Below are 16,362 nucleotides of genomic sequence, written 5' to 3'. Positions count from 1 at the left end.
GTGTCCTCCGGTTGAGGCGGCGTTCGTCAGTCAGAGCGGCGGAGTCGGTGATTGATACAGCACCGAACCTGTGTAAACGGCAACAAGCCACTACCATCCGTGGGGTGACAGCGGGAAGCGAGTCGGTTCTCGAACTATTGCCGATGGTGTTCGCGGCCCCCAACGAGGCTCTGGCACGGGCGCAGAACGTGCTGGAATCCGGTCCCTCACCCTGGTCCGCCTCGGTCGCCCACCAGGTGATCGGCATCTGGCAGCGGGACTGGGGCGACCTCAGGCTCGCCCTGCACCACCTGCGCCGCGGCCGCGATCTCGCGGCGCGCTCGGGGTCGGCGGACCGGGAGGCGGACGTGCTGGCCGCGCTGGGCGTCGCGCTGGTGCACGCCGGCCGCACCCGGCAGGGCCTGGAGGCGCTGGAGCGGGGCGTCGCGGTCAGCAGCGGGCACACACGCGCACGCGTGCTGTTCCGGCGGGCCTACGCGTCGTGGGTGCTGGGGCGCCACCGGGAGGCGCTGGAGGACGTGCGCCGGTCGATCCCCGTGCTGCGGCAGGCGGACGACGTCATCTGGACGGCGCGCGCGCTGACCCTGCGCGCCACCGTGCACCTCGCGGTCGGCGCGGTGGACCGGGCGGACGCCGACTTCACCGCCGCGGAGGCGCTGTGGGACACCACCGGCCAGGAGCACGACAAGGCCGACGTGGTGGAGAGCCGGGGGCTGGCCGCGTTCCGGGCCGGGGACGTGCCGGCCGCGCTGCGGCTGTTCGACGAGGCCGAGGAGCGCTACGACAAGCTCGGCACGCCCAGTTTCATGCTCTACATCCGGCGCTGCGAGGTGCTGATGGCCGCCGGGCTCGCCTCGGAGGCGCTGGCCGAGGCGGACGCGGCCATCGGGATGCTCGACGGCATCGGCGGGCAGTCGACGCGCAAGGCGGAGCTGCTGCTGGTCGCGGCGCACGCGGCCCGCGTCGCGGGCGATCCGCACACCGCGATCGCGCGCGCGGCGCTGGCCGTGCGGCTGTTCGCCGGGCAGCGGCGCACCTGGTGGGAGACGCACGCCCGGCTGGTGATGCTGGAGGCGCGGGTGGCGGCCGGGCGCCGGTCGGGGCGGCTGGTCGGGGACGCCGCCGCGGTGGCCGAGCGGCTCGCCGCCCTCGGCGCGCCGGCCGCGTCGGCGGCGTCCCTGCTGGCCGGGCGGATCGCGCTCGCCCTGGGCTGGACCGCGGACGCCGAGCGGCATCTGGCCGTCGCCGCCCGCAGCCGGCACAGCGGGCCGCCGCTGGCCCGGATCACGGGCTGGGCCGCGCAGGCGCTGCGCGCCCGCGCCGCGGGGTCGGACCGGGGCGTGCTGGAGGCATGCCGGCGCGGTCTGGACGTGCTCGACGACCACCGGATGACCCTGGGCGCCTCGGAACTGCGCGCGCGTGCCACCGCGCAGGGCGCGGAGCTGGCCGCGCTGGCCCAGCAGGTCAGCCTGGAGTCCGGCGGGCCGCGGCGGCTGCTGACGTGGAGTGAGCGCTGGCGGGCCACCGTGCTGTCGGCGCCGCCCACCCGCCCGCCGGCCGACCCGGTGCTGCAGAGCAGGCTGACCGCGTTCCGGGAGATCGCCGCCCGCGCCGAGGCCGCCCGCACGGAAGGGCGGCCGGTGCCGGTCCTGGAACGGGAACAGCGCAGGCTGGAGCGGGAGATCCGGTCCCGGACGCTGCACATGCGCGGGGACGCGCCGGGCGCCGAGGAACGCTTCGACGTCGGCCGGCTGCTCGGGCGGCTGGGCGGGACGCGGCTGGTGGAGCTCGCCGTGCTCGACGGGCGGGTGCAGGTGCTGTTGTGCGGGGACGGGCGGGTCCGCAGGTTCGAGGCGGGGCTGATCGCCGAGGCGGAGGTGGAGGCCGAGCACGTGCAGGCCGGGCTGCGGCGGCTCGCCCACCCGGGTGCGGACGCCCGGCTTCCGGTGGTGGAGGCCGCGGGCCGCCGTCTGGAGGAGCTGCTGCTGGGGCCGGCCGCCGCGCAGCTGGGGTCCGGGCCGGTCGTGGTGGTGCCGCCGGGCCGCCTGCACCGGGTGCCGTGGGCGCTGCTGCCGTCGCTGCGGGACCGGGTGCTCAGCGTGTCGCCGTCGGCGAGCAGCTGGCTGCGCGCGCGGGAGACCGAGCCGCCGCCGCGCGGCCGGCACGTGCTGGTGCGCGGGCCGGGCCTGGCCAGCGGCGGGGCGGAGGTGCCGGAGCTGGCCGACCGGTACGGCGGGGCGACGCTGCTGGAGCACGACGACGCGCGCGTGCCGCGCGTGCTGGAGGAGCTCGACGGCGCCGCGCTGGCCCACATCGCCGCGCACGGCACCTTCCGCGCCGACAGCCCGCTGTTCTCGTCGCTGCGGATGGCGGACGGCCCCATCGTCGTGCACGACTTCGAACGCCTGGACCGCAGCCCGTACCGGATCATCCTGTCCTGCTGCGACACCGCCCGGTTCGCCTCGGTGGGCGCGGACGAACTGCTCGGCCTGGTCACCGCGCTGCTGCCGCTGGGCACGGCGGGCGTGGTCGCGAGCAGCGCGCCCGTCAACGACGACGCGGTGGTGTCGTTGATGCTCGCCCTGCACAAGGGCCTGAGCGGCGGCCTGTCCCTGGCGGAAGCGCTGCGCGACGCGCGGGCCGCCCTGCCGGGGGACGCGCTGCACCAGGCGACGGGCTGGGCCTTCACCGCGTTCGGAGCGGCCTGAGCGGCCCGCGGCCGCCGGGCGGAGACGGGCGCCGGCCGAGCCCGCCGGACGGCGCACGTCGTCGTGGTGGCGGCGGCGCACGTCGTCGTGGTCGCGGCGGCGCGGGTGGCGGCCTGACCCCTCCCCCGATCACGGGGGTCAGACCGCCGGCTCGGGGGCGGGTCAGGCGGACCGCGCGTCGGGCAGGTCCACCAGCCACGGCAGCGCTCCGCGGTCGCTGGCGCCGAGCCGGGCGTAGGCGCTGTAGAGGTGGTTGCCGACCGTGCGGACCGACAGCGTCAGCCGTTCCGCGATCTGGCGGTTGCTCAGGCCCGCGGCGGCGAGGGCGACGATCTGCCGCTGGCGGGCGGTGAGTTCGCCCAGGACGAGACCGGACAGGGCGGGTGTGCGGGCGCCCTGGCAGCGGTGGGCCAGGGCGACGGCGCGGGTGCGGGAGGTGCGGGCGGCCCTCGGGTCGCGGTGTGCCGCGACGGCCTGGGCGCGTGCCTCGGCGGCGAACAGCAGGAAACCGGCCGCCTCCAGTTCCTCGGCGGCCCGGTCCAGGGCGGGCCCGTCGCCGCGCGTCAGGGCGTCGGCGTGCCGCGCGAACACGCTGTCCGCCGGAAGCCGGCCGCCGGCCTTCTCCGGCGCGCCGAGGCGTACGGCGTCGTAGCGCACGGCGTCGACGCACAGGGCGTCGTAGCGCACGCGTGCTCCGTCCGCCGGACCGGCGCCGTACCCGCGTTCCCCGGCGTCCCCGGCGTCCCCGGCGTCCCCGGCGTCCCCGGCGTCGGCGGCGTGGGCGGCGTGGGCGAGGTCGGCGAGCGTCGTCAGCGCCCCGTCGACGTCGCCGCGGGCCGCGGCCAGCCAGGCCGCCGCGGCGGCGAGGTCCGGCCGCCCGTCCACGGCCTCCTGGGCGGTGGCCGTGTCGCCGGCCTGCGCGGCGGCCAGGGCGAGTTCGGCACGGCACTCCGCGTCGTCCGGGGCGGTGCGCAGCCCCTCCCGCGCCCACGCCGCCGCCTCCCGCAGCTCCCCGCGGAGCCGCGCGTACCGCGCGCGTACGGCCGCGTACCCGGCCGGCACCGGCGCGCCCTCCTGCGCCAGCCACTCCCCCACGGGCGTCGGCGTGCCCCGCACGTCGGCCCGCTCGATCCGCCGGACCAGCGTGGCCTCCTCGGTCTTGAGGGCCGGTCCGCAGTCGTCCGGGGTGCGGGCCAGCCGCCTCGCCCGCAGCCTGCCGGCCGCGGCCCGCAGCACCGGGCCGTGCAGGGGGTGGGCGAGGCGGACGGCGCCCCGGTCGTCGACGTGGATAAGGCCGTCGGTCTCGAGCGGTTCGAGGATCCGCGGGTCGAAGTCGTCGATGTGCGGGGCGAGCGGCTCGTCGAAGGCGAGCCGCTCGAGGGTCTCGCGCTCCTGCGGGCAGGGACGCTCCAGGACCTGCGCGGCGCGGGCGCGGACGGTCGCCGTCAGCGGCAGCGGGCCCCGCATCGCCCGGGCGTCGGCGTCGGCGTACGGCAGCCGGCGCAGCAGGCCGCGCTCGCGCGCGGCGTCGACCAGGTCGCGCAGCAGCCGCAGGTCGCCCCGGCACAGGCGGTGCAGCCGGTTCAGGGTGAGCGGTTCCAGTCCCCCGTCGACGGCCGAGGCGAGGACCTGTTCGGTGTCCTGGCGGGGCAGCGGTTCGAGGGCGAGGCGGGGCAGCAGTTCGTCGGTCCACAGCCGGGAGACGGCGCCGGGCACCGGGGCGTCGTCGGCCGCGGCGACGACCAGACGGGTGCGGCCGTGCACGGCGAGCTGGTGCACCAGGGCGGCCGAGGAGTCGTCGAGCAGATGGGCGTCGTCGACCAGCAGCAGCCGGGTCCCGGACAGCAACTGGACGGCGCGGTGCAGGGAGACCCGCTCGGGCAGCAGGTGGGTGAACGCGGCGAAGGGGATGTGCCGGGTCCCGGGCGTGCCGGCCGCGCGGGCGCGGTCGCCGCCCCGTACGGCCTCGGTGATCAGGCGGGTCTTGCCGCAGCCCGTCGGGCCGGTCACCACGATGCCCGGCCGGCCGCCGGACAGGGACCGGCGGATCAGTTCGAGTTCGTCCTCACGTCCGGTGAACGGCCAGGGCAGTGCGAGGGTCTTCGCGTCGCGTTCGAAAGTCGTCACGGCAGTATGAGCACGCGTACTCATGCCTGATACAGGGCGACTTGAGTAGCCCCCGACTCAGGTGCCCGTGGGCCCGGCCACGGCAGGCTGTGCGCATGGCCGGACGCTACTGCTCCCTCACGCAGCAGTCGGCCCCCGCCTTCGCGCCGGGGCTGACCGCCGAGCGGCGTGGTGCGCTCGGCGGCGGCAGCCGGATGTGGGTCAACGGCACGGTTCTGCACTATTGCTTCTTCGACCGCGACACCGACGCCTCCGTCATCCCGGTCCCGGGGACCGGGCAGTCGCGGCGGGTGTCGTGGGTCGGCACCGAGGAGCAGCGGGACGTGGTGCGCGAGTGCTTCGGGGAGTGGCAGGGCCTCGGGATCGGGGTGTCGATCGTCGAGGTCGGGGACCGTTCGGAGGCGGAGCTGCGCATCGGGTTCCAGTCCGGCGACGGCTCCTGGTCCGCCGTGGGCAGGGACGCGCTGCGGGCCGGCGTGAACGACCGCACGATGAACTTCGGCTGGGACCTGACCGCGCCCGGGGAGCGCGGGACGGCCCTGCACGAGATCGGCCACGCGCTCGGCATGCTGCACGAGCACCAGAGTCCGTACGCCGGTCTGCTGTGGGACGACGAGGCGGTCTACGCCGACCTGGCGGGTCCGCCGAACCACTGGAGCCGGGACACCACGTTCTTCAACGTCCTGCGCAAGCTGGACCGGGACGAGGCCAACGCCGGTGTCTGGGATCCGCAGTCGGTCATGGAGTTCGCCTTCCCGTCCGGGCTGATCCTGGAGCCCGAGCAGTTCCGCGGCGGGCTGCACCCGCCCGGCACGCTGTCGCCGGCCGACAAGGAGTTCGTGCTGCGCTGGTACCCGCCGGCCGGCCCGGCCTCCGTCCCGCCGCCGGCGCTGGTGCCCTTCCGGTCCGTGCCGCTGGGGCTGCAGCCGGGTGAGCAGGCCGACTTCGTCGTCGAGCCGCCGGAGACCCGCGACTACACCGTGGGGACGTTCGGCGACAGCGACACGGTCGTGGTGGTCTTCGAGGAGCGGGACGGGGAGCCCCGTTACCTCGCCGGCCACGACGACGGGGGGACCCCGCACAACGCCACCATCAGGGCCCGGTTCGTCAAGGGCCGCCGCTACTTCGTCCGCGTGCGTCTGTACTCCGCCTGGGGACCGGGACAGACAGCGGTCATGTGCTGGTGACAGCACTGATCCGCGGCACGCGGGCGGCTGGACCACTGTCCGGCGCCGGGGGAGGGGCCCCGGACGTCACCTTCGGGGGAGGGTGATGTCCGGGGCCACGCCACGCCCCTCGCCACGCTGTCAGTTGAGGCGGGTGGCGAGGGGCATGGATGTGGTCAGCGGACACCTCATCGGTGAGAGCCTGCGCCCAGGCGCCGCGTCCGAGCACCCCGGCCTGCGCCTGCGCAGGCTCGGCCGCCTCGACGTCTCGCGGAGCACCACCGCCGCGCAGCCCCGTGCTGGAACCGGAGCACGGCTGGTACACCGGCTTCGTCGCCGGGGACGAGCGCGTCGGACGCAGTCGTCGACGGCCTCGGCGACGGTGGCCGGGGAGCCGGCGGTCGGCACCAGCCCGGTGTGCCGGGTCGGCGGGGCGATGCGGGAGGCGGTCAGGACGGCGTCGAGGCGGCCGCGGACCTGGTCGGTGCGTCCGTCGCGGTCGAAGGGGTGCGAGGACTGAAGGCCGAGGCCGTCCTCGAAGGTCATGAAGTCGATGAGGCCCCGCTCGGCCCCGGCCACCGGACCGGCCCAGTACGCGGCGGTGAGCAGTTCCCTGGGCCGGGCCACCGGTTCGCGCCAGGAGGCGGGGTGTCGGCCGGTGCCGTCCGGGGCGACGGCGAGGTGGACGGCGGCCGGGGAGGGTGCGGTGGGCAGCCCCGGCCACCGGCCGTGGGCCGGGGCTGCCGGGGTTTCCGTCAGGTGGCCGTCGGCGGCGGGCGCGAGGCCGGGCGGCGACGCTAAAAGGGGCCCCGCGAGCTTCCGCTCGCGAAGGCCCCTTCACGCCGTCGGGACGACAGGATTTGAACCTGCGACCCCTTGACCCCCAGTCAAGTGCGCTACCAAGCTGCGCCACGTCCCGGCGCGCGTCACGCGGCCGGGGCCGCGTGATCGTGCAGGTCAACCCTACCGCATGCGGGGGAGCGCCGAAGGCCGAGCCGCTCCCCCGCCGCCGGACGCGGGCGCCGGGGAACCCCTATCCGCGCGGCTCGGGGGGCGTGATCCCGCACTCGGCCGCCCGTTCGCACAGGTCGCGCCACACCTTGGGCGCCACGGGCACGCCCCGCGCGCCGCGCTCGGCGGCCACGGAGGCGCTGCGTTCGCCGGGGTAGAACACGCCGTCGGCGCCGTCCGCGACCGGCAGGGCCTTGAGGGTGCTCAGCGTGTCGTCGACGGCCGCGGTGAAGGCGTCCGCACCGCCGAATGCGGCCGGGTCGACGGCGATGAGCAGGGCGTTCTGCCGGTGCTCGCGGCCCTGGGGATCGTCCGAGTGGAACGACGAGAAGATCGGCGCGCCGACGAGCACGCTGGTCAGCAGCTCGAAGGCGAGCGACATGCCCGACCCCTTGGCGCCGCCCAGCGGCAGCGGCATGACGGCCTCGTCCGGATCGGTGGTCGGCGTGCCGTCCTCGGTCGCGGCCGCGCCCTCCGGCAGCGGCGTCCCGTTCGCCTTCGCCTGGCGGATCTTCCCCAGCGCGATGGTGGCGGTGGCCATGTCCAGCAGCAGCGGGGCGTGCTCGCGGGCCGGTACGGCGACGGCGAGCGGGCTGGTGGTGACGGCGGCGCCCTTGGCTCCGGTGTAGCCCATGTTGGGCACGCCGGCCACGAAGCCGATGCCGACCAGGCCCTGGTCGGCGATCCTCGACACGTAGTAGCCGATGGCGCCGGTGTGGACGGTGCGGCGTACGCCCACGGAGGCGATGCCGGTCTGCCTGGCGCGCCGCACCGCCTCGTCGGCGGCGGCGCTCAGCGCCACCGGGCCGGGTGCCCGGTCGGCGTCGAGGACGGCGGCCGCGGGCGTGGTGGACTCGACCGTGATGTCGGCCCGCGCGTTGGCGACGCCCTTGGCCAGCAGTTCCAGGTAGGCGGGCACGCGGGCGACGCCGTGGGAGTCGACGCCGCGCAGCGCCGCCCAGACGAACACGTCGGCGGTGGTGGCGGCCCCCTCGGGGCTCAGGCCGCCCTTCTCCAGGAGGGCCGCGCAGAAGGCCCGCAGGTCGTCGGCGGGGACCCGGACCTTCGGTGGTGTGGTGGACGTGGACATGGTGGCGGGTGCCTCCTGGATCAGCGGGTGACGAGGACGTCGACGACGGCGGTGGTGCCCTCGGCCACGGCCTTCAGCGCGCGTTCGAGGGCGGGCGCGAGCGCGTCCGCGGTGTCGACGGTCTCGGTGTGCATGCCGAACGGCTCGGCGAACCGCGCGAGCCGCGGCAGCCGGTGCAGGTCGGTGCCGAGCCATTCGCCGGTCTCGGCGGCCGCGCCGTCGGGGTAGAAGCGGCGGTGGTTGAGGTTCATCGACTTGTAGACCCGGTTGTTGAACACCACGACCAGCAGGGGCAGCCCGTAGGCCTTCGCTGCGTCGTAGGACTGGATGACCGGGTTGTAGGCGAACGCCCCGTCGCCGACCGTGAGCACCACCGGGCGTCGCGGCGCGGCGAGTTTGACGCCGAGCGCGACCGCGATGCCCTGGCCGAGGCCGCCCTGGACGTAGAAGTAGGAGTCGGGGGCGTCGGTGAGCAGGTGCCGCTTGACGAGGCGGCTGTGGGTGATGGTCTCGTCGACGACGATGCCGTCCTCGCCGTCGAGCAGCCCGCGCAGGGTCGCGGCGACGAGCACCGGGTCGACGCCCCGCGCCTCGCGCGCCTTCGCCTCGGCGGCGGTGATCGCGGCCAGTTCGGCGGCGTGCCGCCGTTCCTGGGCGGCGCGCCGGGCGGTGAGGGCCGCCTCGTCGAGGTCCCGGGCGCGCTTGGCGAGCTGGCGCAGCGTGTGGGCGTTCTCGGCGACGGTCAGTCCCATCGCCAGCTCGCGGCGCTGCGGGACCGAGGCGACGCCGAGCCGGCGGGCCCTGCGCACGGTGAGCCCGGACTCCGCGTGCCCGTCGATCTCGACGGTGCCGCCGTCGGGCTGGTGGACGCCGGAGAGGATCTGCACCAGCGTCGACTTGCCGGCGCCGTTCATGCCCATCAGGGCGTGGATCTCGCCGGGGTACAGGTCCAGGTCCACGTCCTTGAGGGCGGCCGCCCCGCCGAAGCTCTTGGTGACGCCCCGGACGCGCAGCACGGCCGCGGGATTCCCGTCGGTCACGGCGATGTCTCCCCGGGTGCTCGGGTCGGTCAGGGAGGTCACGGCCGCGGCCGGTCGGCGCCGTCGGGGGCCACGCGCGCGTAGCCGCGGACGTCGGGGAAGGGCGGTTCCCGGTCGGCCTGGAGGTCCACCTGGAAGGCGTTCAGCACATGCCGAGCATGGTGAAGTTGCCGAGGGCGCCGATGGTGTCGACCAGTCCCCTGGCGCCGAAGTGGCCGAGCGCGCGGGCGAAGGTGTCGTCGGAGACGAAGTGCTCCTCCAGCACCTCGCGGCAGAACCGGTAGAACGCCTGGTCGGCCTCGTCGTCGAAGACCGCCTCACGCTTCTCGGCGATCGCCTTGACCGCGGCCTCCGGTACACCGGCCTCGACGGCCTGGCGCACATGGGCGTTCCAGGAGTACTGCGCGTCCCAGTTCCGGGCCGCCATCAGCAGCGACAGCTCCCGCAGGTGCTCGGGGAGGCTGCAGTCGAAGCGGGCGAAGGCGCCGAGGGACTCGGCCCGTTCGCACATCTCGGGGCTGTGCAGCCAGACCCGGAACGGGCCGCGGACTCCGCCGCGCCGGCCGGCGATGCGGGCGGCCAGTTCCTGCTGCCGCGGATCCATTTCCTCTTCGCTGAGAACGGGGAGCCTCATGTGGCCGATACCTGCCTTTTCTTTCCGGCGCGTTTCCGGCACGGAACGGGAAGCCGTGCGACGCCAGCCGACGGTACAGCCGGGGCGGAGAAGCTCACCCCTTACGGATTGCAAGGTAAAACTGCACGCTGGAGGGCACCCCTTCACGGGGCCGCGGCCTAACGTCGACCGGCGCAATGCCCTGATGTGGAGAGGAACTCCGGATGACCACGATCATCAAGGTCGCGTCGGTACCGCTGCTGGACCGTGGGGGCGCCGTCGTGACGACGCCGCTGATCACGACGTCGTCGGCCGGCGGGGAGAACAGGATCACCAGCGGGATGAGCGTCTATCCGGTCGGCTCAGGGGCGCCCCTGCACTCGCACAACTGCGACGAGCACGTGACGGTCCTCGACGGCGAGGCGGAGGTGTGGGTCGACGGCGAGGTGATGAAACTGGAGCGGTTCGACACCACCTACATTCCGTCGCCGGTCCCCCATTTGTTCCGCAACATCGGCGACCGCCCGCTGCGCATTCTGTGGGTCTACTCCTCCGGCCATGTCACGCGCACCTTCACCGAGACGGGAAAAGCGGTGGAACACCTCTCCCCCGAGGACCAGATGGGCCGCGACTGAGACAGGCGCGGCCGGGCGCCGGAGTTACCGTGCTGTGCCATGAGACTCACCGTTCTCGGCGGCTGCGGCGCCTGGCCCACCGCGGACCAGGCGTGCGCCGGCTACCTGGCCGAGCACGCCGGGTTCCGGCTGTTCGTCGATCCCGGCTACGCCACGTTCCCGAGGCTGCTGCGGCATGCCCCGGCCGCATCGGTCGACGCCGTGCTGATCAGCCACGGGCATCCCGACCACTGCGCCGGCCTCAATCCCCTGCTGCGGGCGCGGGCGCTGGCGGACGACCCGCCGCCCGCCCTGCCGGTGTACGCCCCGCACGGTGCGCTGGACGCCGTGCTCACGCTGGACCGGCCGGGCATGCTCGCCGCCGCGTACCGCCTGCACTCCTTCCGCCCCGGCGACCGTCTGCGGATCGGCCCGTTCACCGCCGAGACCCGGCTGCTGCCCCATCATGTGCCCAACGCGGGCATACGGCTCTCCGCCGCGGGTTCGGTGCTGGCCTACACCGGCGACACCGGCCCGAGCCCGGACATCGCGCACCTGGCCGAGGGCGCGGACGTGCTGCTGTCGGAGGCCACGTACGCCCGCCGGGTCCCGGCCGCCGACGCGCCCTACCTGCTGACCGCCGAACTGGCGGGCCGGTACGCCCGGCAGGCCGGAGCCGCGCGTCTGCTGCTGACCCACCTCTGGCCGGGGTCCGACCCGGCGGCGGCCCTGGAAGCGGCCGGGGAGACCTTCACCCGGCCGGCCGGCGTGGCCGTCGCGGACCTCGTCCTCGACTTCTGAACCCGCCGCCCCTTCCGCCCCGGCACCGCTCCGGCACCGCCCCTTCCGCTCCGGCACCGCCCCGCGACGCCGGACGCCGGACGCCGGTCACCGTGCCTGACGCGGTGGCCGGCGTCCGTCCCCTTGCCCGTCGGGCGGGCGGCGCTCAGTGGGCGGTGACCAGTTCCTGGCCGGCGCTGCCCTTCGCGCCGCTCCCGGAGCCGCGCAGCGCCGCGATCCCGATGAAGACCATGGACGACACGCCGGCCAGGGCGAAGGCGGTGAAGCCCCAGTCGCCGTGGCCCGCGGCGAGCAGCTGGCCGCCGAGCCACGGGCCGAAGACGGCGCCGAAGCGGCCCATGCCGGAGGTCCAGCCGACGGCGGTGGCCCGGCTGTCGGGCGTGGAGCGGATCGACACCGTCGCGTAGATCATCGTCTGGGCGCTGTTGAGGAAGACGCCGGTGAGGAAGACGACCGCCATGGTGACGCCGGTCGGCATGTGGACGCTCAGCAGGAAGACGCCGGCGGCGGTGAGCGCGAACCAGATCGCCGAGATGCGCGGGGCGCCGAAGCGGTCGGCGGCGCGGCCGGCCACCAGCATGCCCACAATGCCACCGAGGTTGAAGACGACGACGAAGGTCAGGGCCGAGCCGAGCCGGTAGCCCTCGCCGCGCATCAGGGTGGGCAGCCAGGTGGCGACGCCGTAGACGAGCAGCAGGCCGCCGAAGGAGGCCAGCCAGTACAGCAGGGTCTGGACCCACTCGCCGCCGCGGAACAGGCCCACCAGGGCGTCGAAGCGGTCGGCGGCGGTCTTCCTCTCGGCCGTGGCGGGCAGCTCCACGTCGTAGCGGGCGGCCAGCGCGCGGGCCTCCTCGTCGCGGCCCTTGGCGACCAGGAAGCTCAGCGACTCGGGCAGCATCTTCGCGAGCACCGGGGCGAACAGCAGCGGCGCCACGCAGACCCAGAAGGCGGCGCGCCAGCCGGCGGGCTCGATGAGCCACTTGGCCACGTAGGCGGAGAGGATGCCGCCCGCGTGGTGGGCGGTCATCAGCAGGCCGATGACGATGGCGGCGCGGCCGCGCGGGGCGTAGTCGGAGACCATGCTGATCGCGGTGGGCAGCAGGCCGCCGAGGCCGACGCCCGCCAGGGTCCGGCCGAGGCCGAAGACCTCGACGCTGCCCGAGATCGCGCAGACGCCGGAGGCCAGCGAGAACAGGGTGACGCAGGCGATCATCAGCTTCTTGCGGCCGATCCGGTCCGCGACGGTGCCGGCGGTCAGGGCGCCGACGAGCATGCCGAAGGTGGCGTAGCTGCCGAGGTCGCCGGCCTGCTCGGGGGTGAGGCCGAAGGTCTTCGTCTCGAGCAGGTGCGGCAGCACCGAGCCGTAGATGAACATGTCGAGGCCGTCGAAGAGGACGGCCAGCCAGCACAGGGCGACGGCCAGGAGGGCCAGTCTGCTGCCGCGAGCGGACAGGGAGGGGGAGGAGGACATCTTCGTTTTCCTCTCGTCCAGGAGACATTGCCTGGAGGGGATCTGGGATGCGGGCCGACGCGGCTCGTGCGGCTGACCCGTGCGCTAGACGCTAGGGAGCCACCCCAAAAGAGTCAACGCTTTTGTCAACAATCTCATCAACGATCCGGAAACGGCAGGGGGTGGGGGCACACTCCGGTGCGCCCCCACCCCCGTGGCCGTGACCGCTCTAGGCGACCGGCGGCGTGCCGTGCGTGTGGAAGGACTCGATGGTCTTCAGCCCCCAGGCCTGGCCCTTCCCGCGTTCCTCCTCGGTCCAGGTGATCAGCGGCCAGTCGGGCGCCAGCACCAGGCGGGTGAGCGGGTTGCACAGTTCGACGCGGTTGCCGCCGGGCTCGTAGACGTAGAGGAAGAACGTCTGCTGGATGGCGTGCTTGTGCGGGCCGGTCTCGATGAACACGCCGGTGTCGATGGCGAGGTCGGCGGCGCGCAGGATGTCCTCGCGGGTGTCGGTCGCGAAGGCGATGTGGTGCAGCCGCCCCGAGGAACCGGTCCAGTCCGACGTGTAGACGACGTCGTACGACTTGTTCGTGAAGGTCAGCCAGCGTGCGGCGATCTTCCCCGAGTCGAGCCGGATCTGCTCCGTGGGCCGCGCGCCGAGGACGTGTTGCTGGAACTCGGCGTTGGCGAGCACGTCGGAGGCGAGGAAGTTGACGTGGTCCAGGCGGCGCACGCCCACGCCCCGGTTGGGCTTGGCCTGCGGCTGGTTCTTCAGCGCCGGTCCGAGGTCGTCGGGGCAGCGGTAGTGTTCGCTCTCCCAGTACAGGGCGTGCTCGTGGCCGTCCGGGTCGGCGGTGACGTAGATCTTCCCCAGCCCGGGCTCGTCCTCGGTCCACCGTCCGGTGCCGCCCGCCTCCTCGATGGCCCGGACGCGGCGCTGGAGGGCCTCCTCGCTGGAGGTGCGCAGCGCGAGCCGGCCGAGACCGGGCTGTTCGCGGGCGGTGAGGACCAGGCTGTGGTGCTCGTAGTCGTCGAAGGTCCGCAGGTAGACCGTGTCTCCCTGCCGACCGTTGACCGTCAGGCCCAGGTAGTCGGTGAAGAAGGCGACACTGGCGTCCAGGTCGGGCGTGTAGAGCTGGGCGTGACCGATGTGGGCGATGTCGCCGAGCGGTGGAGTCATCGTCGACCTCCTGGGGATGGTGCGGGTAGGGGGGCCGTCTCGGCGGACCGGGGGAAGACGGTGCCGTCGAAGATCTTGCGGGCGGTGCGGACCACGGCCGTGCGGCGGGCGACGGGCCGGCCGGCGGAGTCGGTGCCGAGGGTACTTTCGATGTCGAGGAACCCGGTGGGGTGCTCGATGCGGACCCGGTCGCCGCCGACGGGCAGCTCGGCGAGGTCCGCGCCGACGGCGCCTTCGATCCGAAGGCCGGCGGCGACACTCGCGGCACCAAGTACGCCGATCGAGGGGTGGCAGCGCACCGGAATGAAGGTGCGGGTGGTGACCGCGCCACCGTCGCGGGGCGCGGCGAGGAGCGTGAGCTTGGGCACGGTGGTGTCGGAGACGTCCCCGAGGCCCATCAGCCGCCCCGCCTCCAGGCGGATCGCGCGGAGCCGGTCGGCGAGCGCGAGGTCCTGCTCCAGGTCCTCGGGCCGCTCGTAGCCGGTCGCCTGCAGGGAGGACGCGGCGATGAGCACCGTGGGCATGCCGTTGTCCACGCAGGTCACCGGGGTGCCGTCGATGTCGTCGCGGACGTTGCCGGTGGGCAGCAGCGGACCGGCGCCCGGCGGGAAGGCGATCACCACCGGCGCGGCCGTGCCCGGCACCCCGGAGATCTCCGCGTCGCCCGTGTAGCGGACCCGGCCGCCCGGGGTGGGGAAGGCCGCCGTGGCGTGGCCGCCGCTGTTGACCATCCTGATGCGTACGGCGGTCTCCTCCTCCCCCGCCGCGACCAGTCCGCGCTCGACGGCGAACGGGCCGACGCCGGCGAGGATGTTGCCGCAGTTCTGACGGTCGCTCACCTCGGGCCTTTCGACGCCCACTTGGAGGAAGAGGTAGTCGACGTCCGCCTCCGGGTCGGACGAGGGCGACACGACCGCCACCTTGCTGGTGAGCGGGTGGGCGCCGCCCAGTCCGTCGATCTGCCGCTCGTCCGGGCTGCCCATGATCCGCAGCAGCAGCGCGTCGCGGGCGGCCGGTTCGGCGGGCAGGTCGCGGGCCAGGAAGTAGGCGCCCTTGGAGGTGCCGCCGCGCATCAGCAGGCAGGGCACCGCGTCGGTCACGGCCGGTCTCCCGCGTGCGCGGCGTACTCCTCGTACGTCCGGTACTCGACACCGAGTTCCTCGAGCTTCTCGCGCAGCCGGTAGCGGTCCAGGCCGAGTTGGCCGCCGAGGAACGCGGCGCGGGACTCGGCCTCCCTGGCCTCCCGGGCCTCCGAGCGCTCGGCGGTCTCGCGGGCGCGCTCGCGGGGCACGACCACCACGCCGTCGTCGTCGGCGACGATCACGTCACCGGGGCGGACGACCTGGCCGTCGATGGCGACCGGCACGTTGACCGAGCCGCCGGTGGCCTTCACGGTGCCCTGCGCGGAGATCGCGCGGGACCAGGCGGCGAAGCCCATGTCGCGCAGTTCCTGGGTGTCGCGGATGCCCGCGTTGATGACGAGGCCGCACACGCCGCGCCGCCGCAGCGCGGTGGCGAACAGCTCGCCGAACATGCCGTCCGTGGAGGGCGAGGTGGTGGTGACGACGAGGACGTCGCCCTCACCGCACTGCTCGACGGCCGCGTGGATCATCAGGTTGTCGCCGGGCCAGCTCAGCACGGTCACGGCGGTGCCCGCGATCCGCACGCCCTGCTGGACGGGCCGGATCTCCGGGCCGAGCAGCCCGCCGCGGCCCATCGCCTCGCTCACCGTCGCCACGCCGAAGCGGGCCAGCGCCTCGACGTCCCGCGCGTCCGCCTTCGGAGGGCCGGTGACGATCACGCCGCTCATGCCAGCTCCTTCGCGATCTGCGGGTAGGGACGCATGTACGCCTCGGCCATGGTCTTGTGGGCCAGCCCCAGGTTGGGGCCGGCGTTGCGCTTGAGCTGGACGCCGCGGCGCACGGCGAGGTCGGTGTAGTAGTCCCACAGGTGCTGCTGGGCGCCGAGGCACTCCATCGCCTTGCGCTTGGTCTCCCACACCTCGGTGATGTCGAGCAGCACCTCGGGCCTGAAGCCGCTCATCTCGGGCTGGTGCGGCTCGAAGCAGAACACCGGCGGAGCGCCGATGATCCCGCCCTCGCCCGGGTAGCCGATGGCCTGGGCCAGGATCCTGGCCTGCAGCGCCATGCGGTTGGCGGCCGGGTGGTCGCCGTTGTACGGGTCCTCGGCCGGATGGGTGAGCACGACGTCCGGCTGGGTCTCGCGGTAGACGGCGACGAGCCGGTCGGTCAGCTCCTCGGTGGCCACCAGGGGGTAGTCGCCGGCGTCGAAGAAGCGGACCTCGGCGCCGAGGGTGGCGGCGGCGCGCTCGGCCTCGTCCCGGCGTATCGCCTTGATCTCCTCCAGTGTCCTGCCCTCGCGCCACGCCTTGGCGGACTCGCCGCGTTCGCCGAAGGTCAGGCACGCGATGGTGACCTGCTCGCCCCGGGACGCGGCCAGGGCGATGGCTCCGCCCGCCCGCCACACGAAGTCCCCGGCGTGCGCGGTGACGACGAGTGTGGATCGTGGGGCGGCGGGCGCGTTGGCCTGGGTCATTGCTCG

Annotated in this window: 13 protein-coding genes, 1 tRNA gene and 1 pseudogene; 4 read left to right on the top strand and 11 right to left on the bottom strand. The window is 74.5% G+C overall.

Translation table 11 applies throughout. The features are described from left to right. Window positions 1-143: 143 nt before the first annotated feature. On the top strand, window positions 144-2,708 hold the full coding sequence (locus ACH4ZX_RS07010) for a CHAT domain-containing protein (RefSeq protein WP_398269114.1): 2,565 nt from the start codon (window positions 144-146) through the stop codon (window positions 2,706-2,708). Window positions 2,709-2,870: 162 nt separating this feature from the next. Here ACH4ZX_RS07010 and ACH4ZX_RS07005 read toward each other — a convergent pair whose 3' ends face one another. Continuing rightward, a complete protein-coding gene (locus ACH4ZX_RS07005; RefSeq protein ID WP_398268706.1) occupies window positions 2,871-4,859 on the bottom strand; it encodes a LuxR C-terminal-related transcriptional regulator in 1,989 nt (662 codons plus the stop codon). A 71-nt stretch (window positions 4,860-4,930) separates the two neighbouring features. Here ACH4ZX_RS07005 and ACH4ZX_RS07000 point away from each other — a divergent pair, with 71 nt between their 5' ends. Next, entirely contained in the window at window positions 4,931-6,022 is a 1,092-nt protein-coding gene (locus ACH4ZX_RS07000; RefSeq protein ID WP_398268703.1) for a M12 family metallopeptidase, read from the top strand. A gap of 375 nt (window positions 6,023-6,397) precedes the next feature. Here ACH4ZX_RS07000 and ACH4ZX_RS06995 read toward each other — a convergent pair. From ACH4ZX_RS06995 to ACH4ZX_RS06975, 5 genes and pseudogenes are all read right to left on the bottom strand, one after another. Then, window positions 6,398-6,715 (bottom strand): annotated as a pseudogene (locus tag ACH4ZX_RS06995) (FMNH2-dependent monooxygenase); the annotation flags it as partial. A 131-nt stretch (window positions 6,716-6,846) separates the two neighbouring features. After that, window positions 6,847-6,920: transfer RNA gene (locus ACH4ZX_RS06990), tRNA-Pro, on the bottom strand. Between the two features lie 114 nt (window positions 6,921-7,034). Beyond that, window positions 7,035-8,102, bottom strand: coding sequence for an Ldh family oxidoreductase (locus tag ACH4ZX_RS06985; protein ID WP_398268700.1), 1,068 nt, complete (start codon window positions 8,100-8,102; stop codon window positions 7,035-7,037). Window positions 8,103-8,122: 20 nt separating this feature from the next. Then, entirely contained in the window at window positions 8,123-9,142 is a 1,020-nt protein-coding gene (locus ACH4ZX_RS06980) for a thiamine pyrophosphate-dependent enzyme (protein WP_398268697.1), read from the bottom strand. A gap of 142 nt (window positions 9,143-9,284) precedes the next feature. Beyond that, the gene (locus ACH4ZX_RS06975; RefSeq protein WP_398268694.1) at window positions 9,285-9,776 is read right to left on the bottom strand and encodes a carboxymuconolactone decarboxylase family protein; all 492 of its coding nucleotides are present in this window, start codon (window positions 9,774-9,776) and stop codon (window positions 9,285-9,287) included. Window positions 9,777-9,979: 203 nt separating this feature from the next. Between ACH4ZX_RS06975 and ACH4ZX_RS06970 the strand changes: the two genes are divergently transcribed. Continuing rightward, on the top strand, window positions 9,980-10,390 hold the full coding sequence (locus ACH4ZX_RS06970) for a cupin domain-containing protein (RefSeq protein WP_398268691.1): 411 nt from the start codon (window positions 9,980-9,982) through the stop codon (window positions 10,388-10,390). Between the two features lie 39 nt (window positions 10,391-10,429). Then, a complete protein-coding gene (locus ACH4ZX_RS06965) occupies window positions 10,430-11,170 on the top strand; it encodes an MBL fold metallo-hydrolase (protein ID WP_398268688.1) in 741 nt (246 codons plus the stop codon). Window positions 11,171-11,315: 145 nt separating this feature from the next. On the opposite strand, the gene ACH4ZX_RS06960 is transcribed toward ACH4ZX_RS06965, so the two are convergent. The 5 genes from ACH4ZX_RS06960 to ACH4ZX_RS06940 all read right to left on the bottom strand — a co-directional run bounded on the left by ACH4ZX_RS06960 (window position 11,316) and on the right by ACH4ZX_RS06940 (window position 16,356). Beyond that, window positions 11,316-12,641, bottom strand: coding sequence for an MFS transporter (locus tag ACH4ZX_RS06960; RefSeq protein WP_398268685.1), 1,326 nt, complete (start codon window positions 12,639-12,641; stop codon window positions 11,316-11,318). 208 nt (window positions 12,642-12,849) lie between these two features. Then, window positions 12,850-13,800, bottom strand: coding sequence for a catechol 2,3-dioxygenase (locus ACH4ZX_RS06955; protein WP_398268682.1), 951 nt, complete (start codon window positions 13,798-13,800; stop codon window positions 12,850-12,852). Further along, window positions 13,797-14,873, bottom strand: coding sequence for a 4-oxalomesaconate tautomerase (locus ACH4ZX_RS06950; protein ID WP_398269111.1), 1,077 nt, complete (start codon window positions 14,871-14,873; stop codon window positions 13,797-13,799). The genes ACH4ZX_RS06955 and ACH4ZX_RS06950 overlap by 4 nt, the downstream gene beginning before the upstream one ends. Before the next feature lie 23 nt (window positions 14,874-14,896). Beyond that, window positions 14,897-15,610 (bottom strand): 4-carboxy-4-hydroxy-2-oxoadipate aldolase/oxaloacetate decarboxylase, encoded by a 714-nt coding sequence (locus ACH4ZX_RS06945; RefSeq protein WP_398268679.1) that lies wholly within the window; start codon window positions 15,608-15,610, stop codon window positions 14,897-14,899. Further along, entirely contained in the window at window positions 15,607-16,356 is a 750-nt protein-coding gene (locus ACH4ZX_RS06940) for a PIG-L deacetylase family protein (protein ID WP_398268676.1), read from the bottom strand. Before ACH4ZX_RS06940 ends, ACH4ZX_RS06945 begins: the two co-directional genes overlap by 4 nt. Between the last annotated feature and the right edge of the window lie 6 nt (window positions 16,357-16,362).

Origin of the sequence: Streptomyces sp. NPDC020490, assembly GCF_044335305.1 — a bacterium.
Taxonomy (GTDB): domain Bacteria; phylum Actinomycetota; class Actinomycetes; order Streptomycetales; family Streptomycetaceae; genus Streptomyces.
Note: the sequence above shows the minus strand (reverse complement) of the source record. Positions and strands in the feature narration are given on the sequence as shown.

Bases quoted from the DNA above. Each gene is read 5' to 3' on its own strand.
- ACH4ZX_RS06970 (WP_398268691.1), top strand. From the start codon at position 9,980: ATGACCACGATCATCAAGGTCGCGTCGGTACCGCTGCTGGACCGTGGG.
- ACH4ZX_RS06975 (WP_398268694.1), bottom strand. From the start codon at position 9,776: ATGAGGCTCCCCGTTCTCAGCGAAGAGGAAATGGATCCGCGGCAGCAG.
- ACH4ZX_RS06985 (WP_398268700.1), bottom strand. From the start codon at position 8,102: ATGTCCACGTCCACCACACCACCGAAGGTCCGGGTCCCCGCCGACGAC.
- ACH4ZX_RS06950 (WP_398269111.1), bottom strand. From the start codon at position 14,873: ATGCGCGGCGGCACCTCCAAGGGCGCCTACTTCCTGGCCCGCGACCTG.
- ACH4ZX_RS06940 (WP_398268676.1), bottom strand. From the start codon at position 16,356: ATGACCCAGGCCAACGCGCCCGCCGCCCCACGATCCACACTCGTCGTC.
- ACH4ZX_RS07000 (WP_398268703.1), top strand. From the start codon at position 4,931: ATGGCCGGACGCTACTGCTCCCTCACGCAGCAGTCGGCCCCCGCCTTC.
- ACH4ZX_RS07005 (WP_398268706.1), bottom strand. From the start codon at position 4,859: ATGAGTACGCGTGCTCATACTGCCGTGACGACTTTCGAACGCGACGCG.
- ACH4ZX_RS07010 (WP_398269114.1), top strand. From the start codon at position 144: ATGGTGTTCGCGGCCCCCAACGAGGCTCTGGCACGGGCGCAGAACGTG.
- ACH4ZX_RS06945 (WP_398268679.1), bottom strand. From the start codon at position 15,610: ATGAGCGGCGTGATCGTCACCGGCCCTCCGAAGGCGGACGCGCGGGAC.
- ACH4ZX_RS06955 (WP_398268682.1), bottom strand. From the start codon at position 13,800: ATGACTCCACCGCTCGGCGACATCGCCCACATCGGTCACGCCCAGCTC.
- ACH4ZX_RS06960 (WP_398268685.1), bottom strand. From the start codon at position 12,641: ATGTCCTCCTCCCCCTCCCTGTCCGCTCGCGGCAGCAGACTGGCCCTC.
- ACH4ZX_RS06965 (WP_398268688.1), top strand. From the start codon at position 10,430: ATGAGACTCACCGTTCTCGGCGGCTGCGGCGCCTGGCCCACCGCGGAC.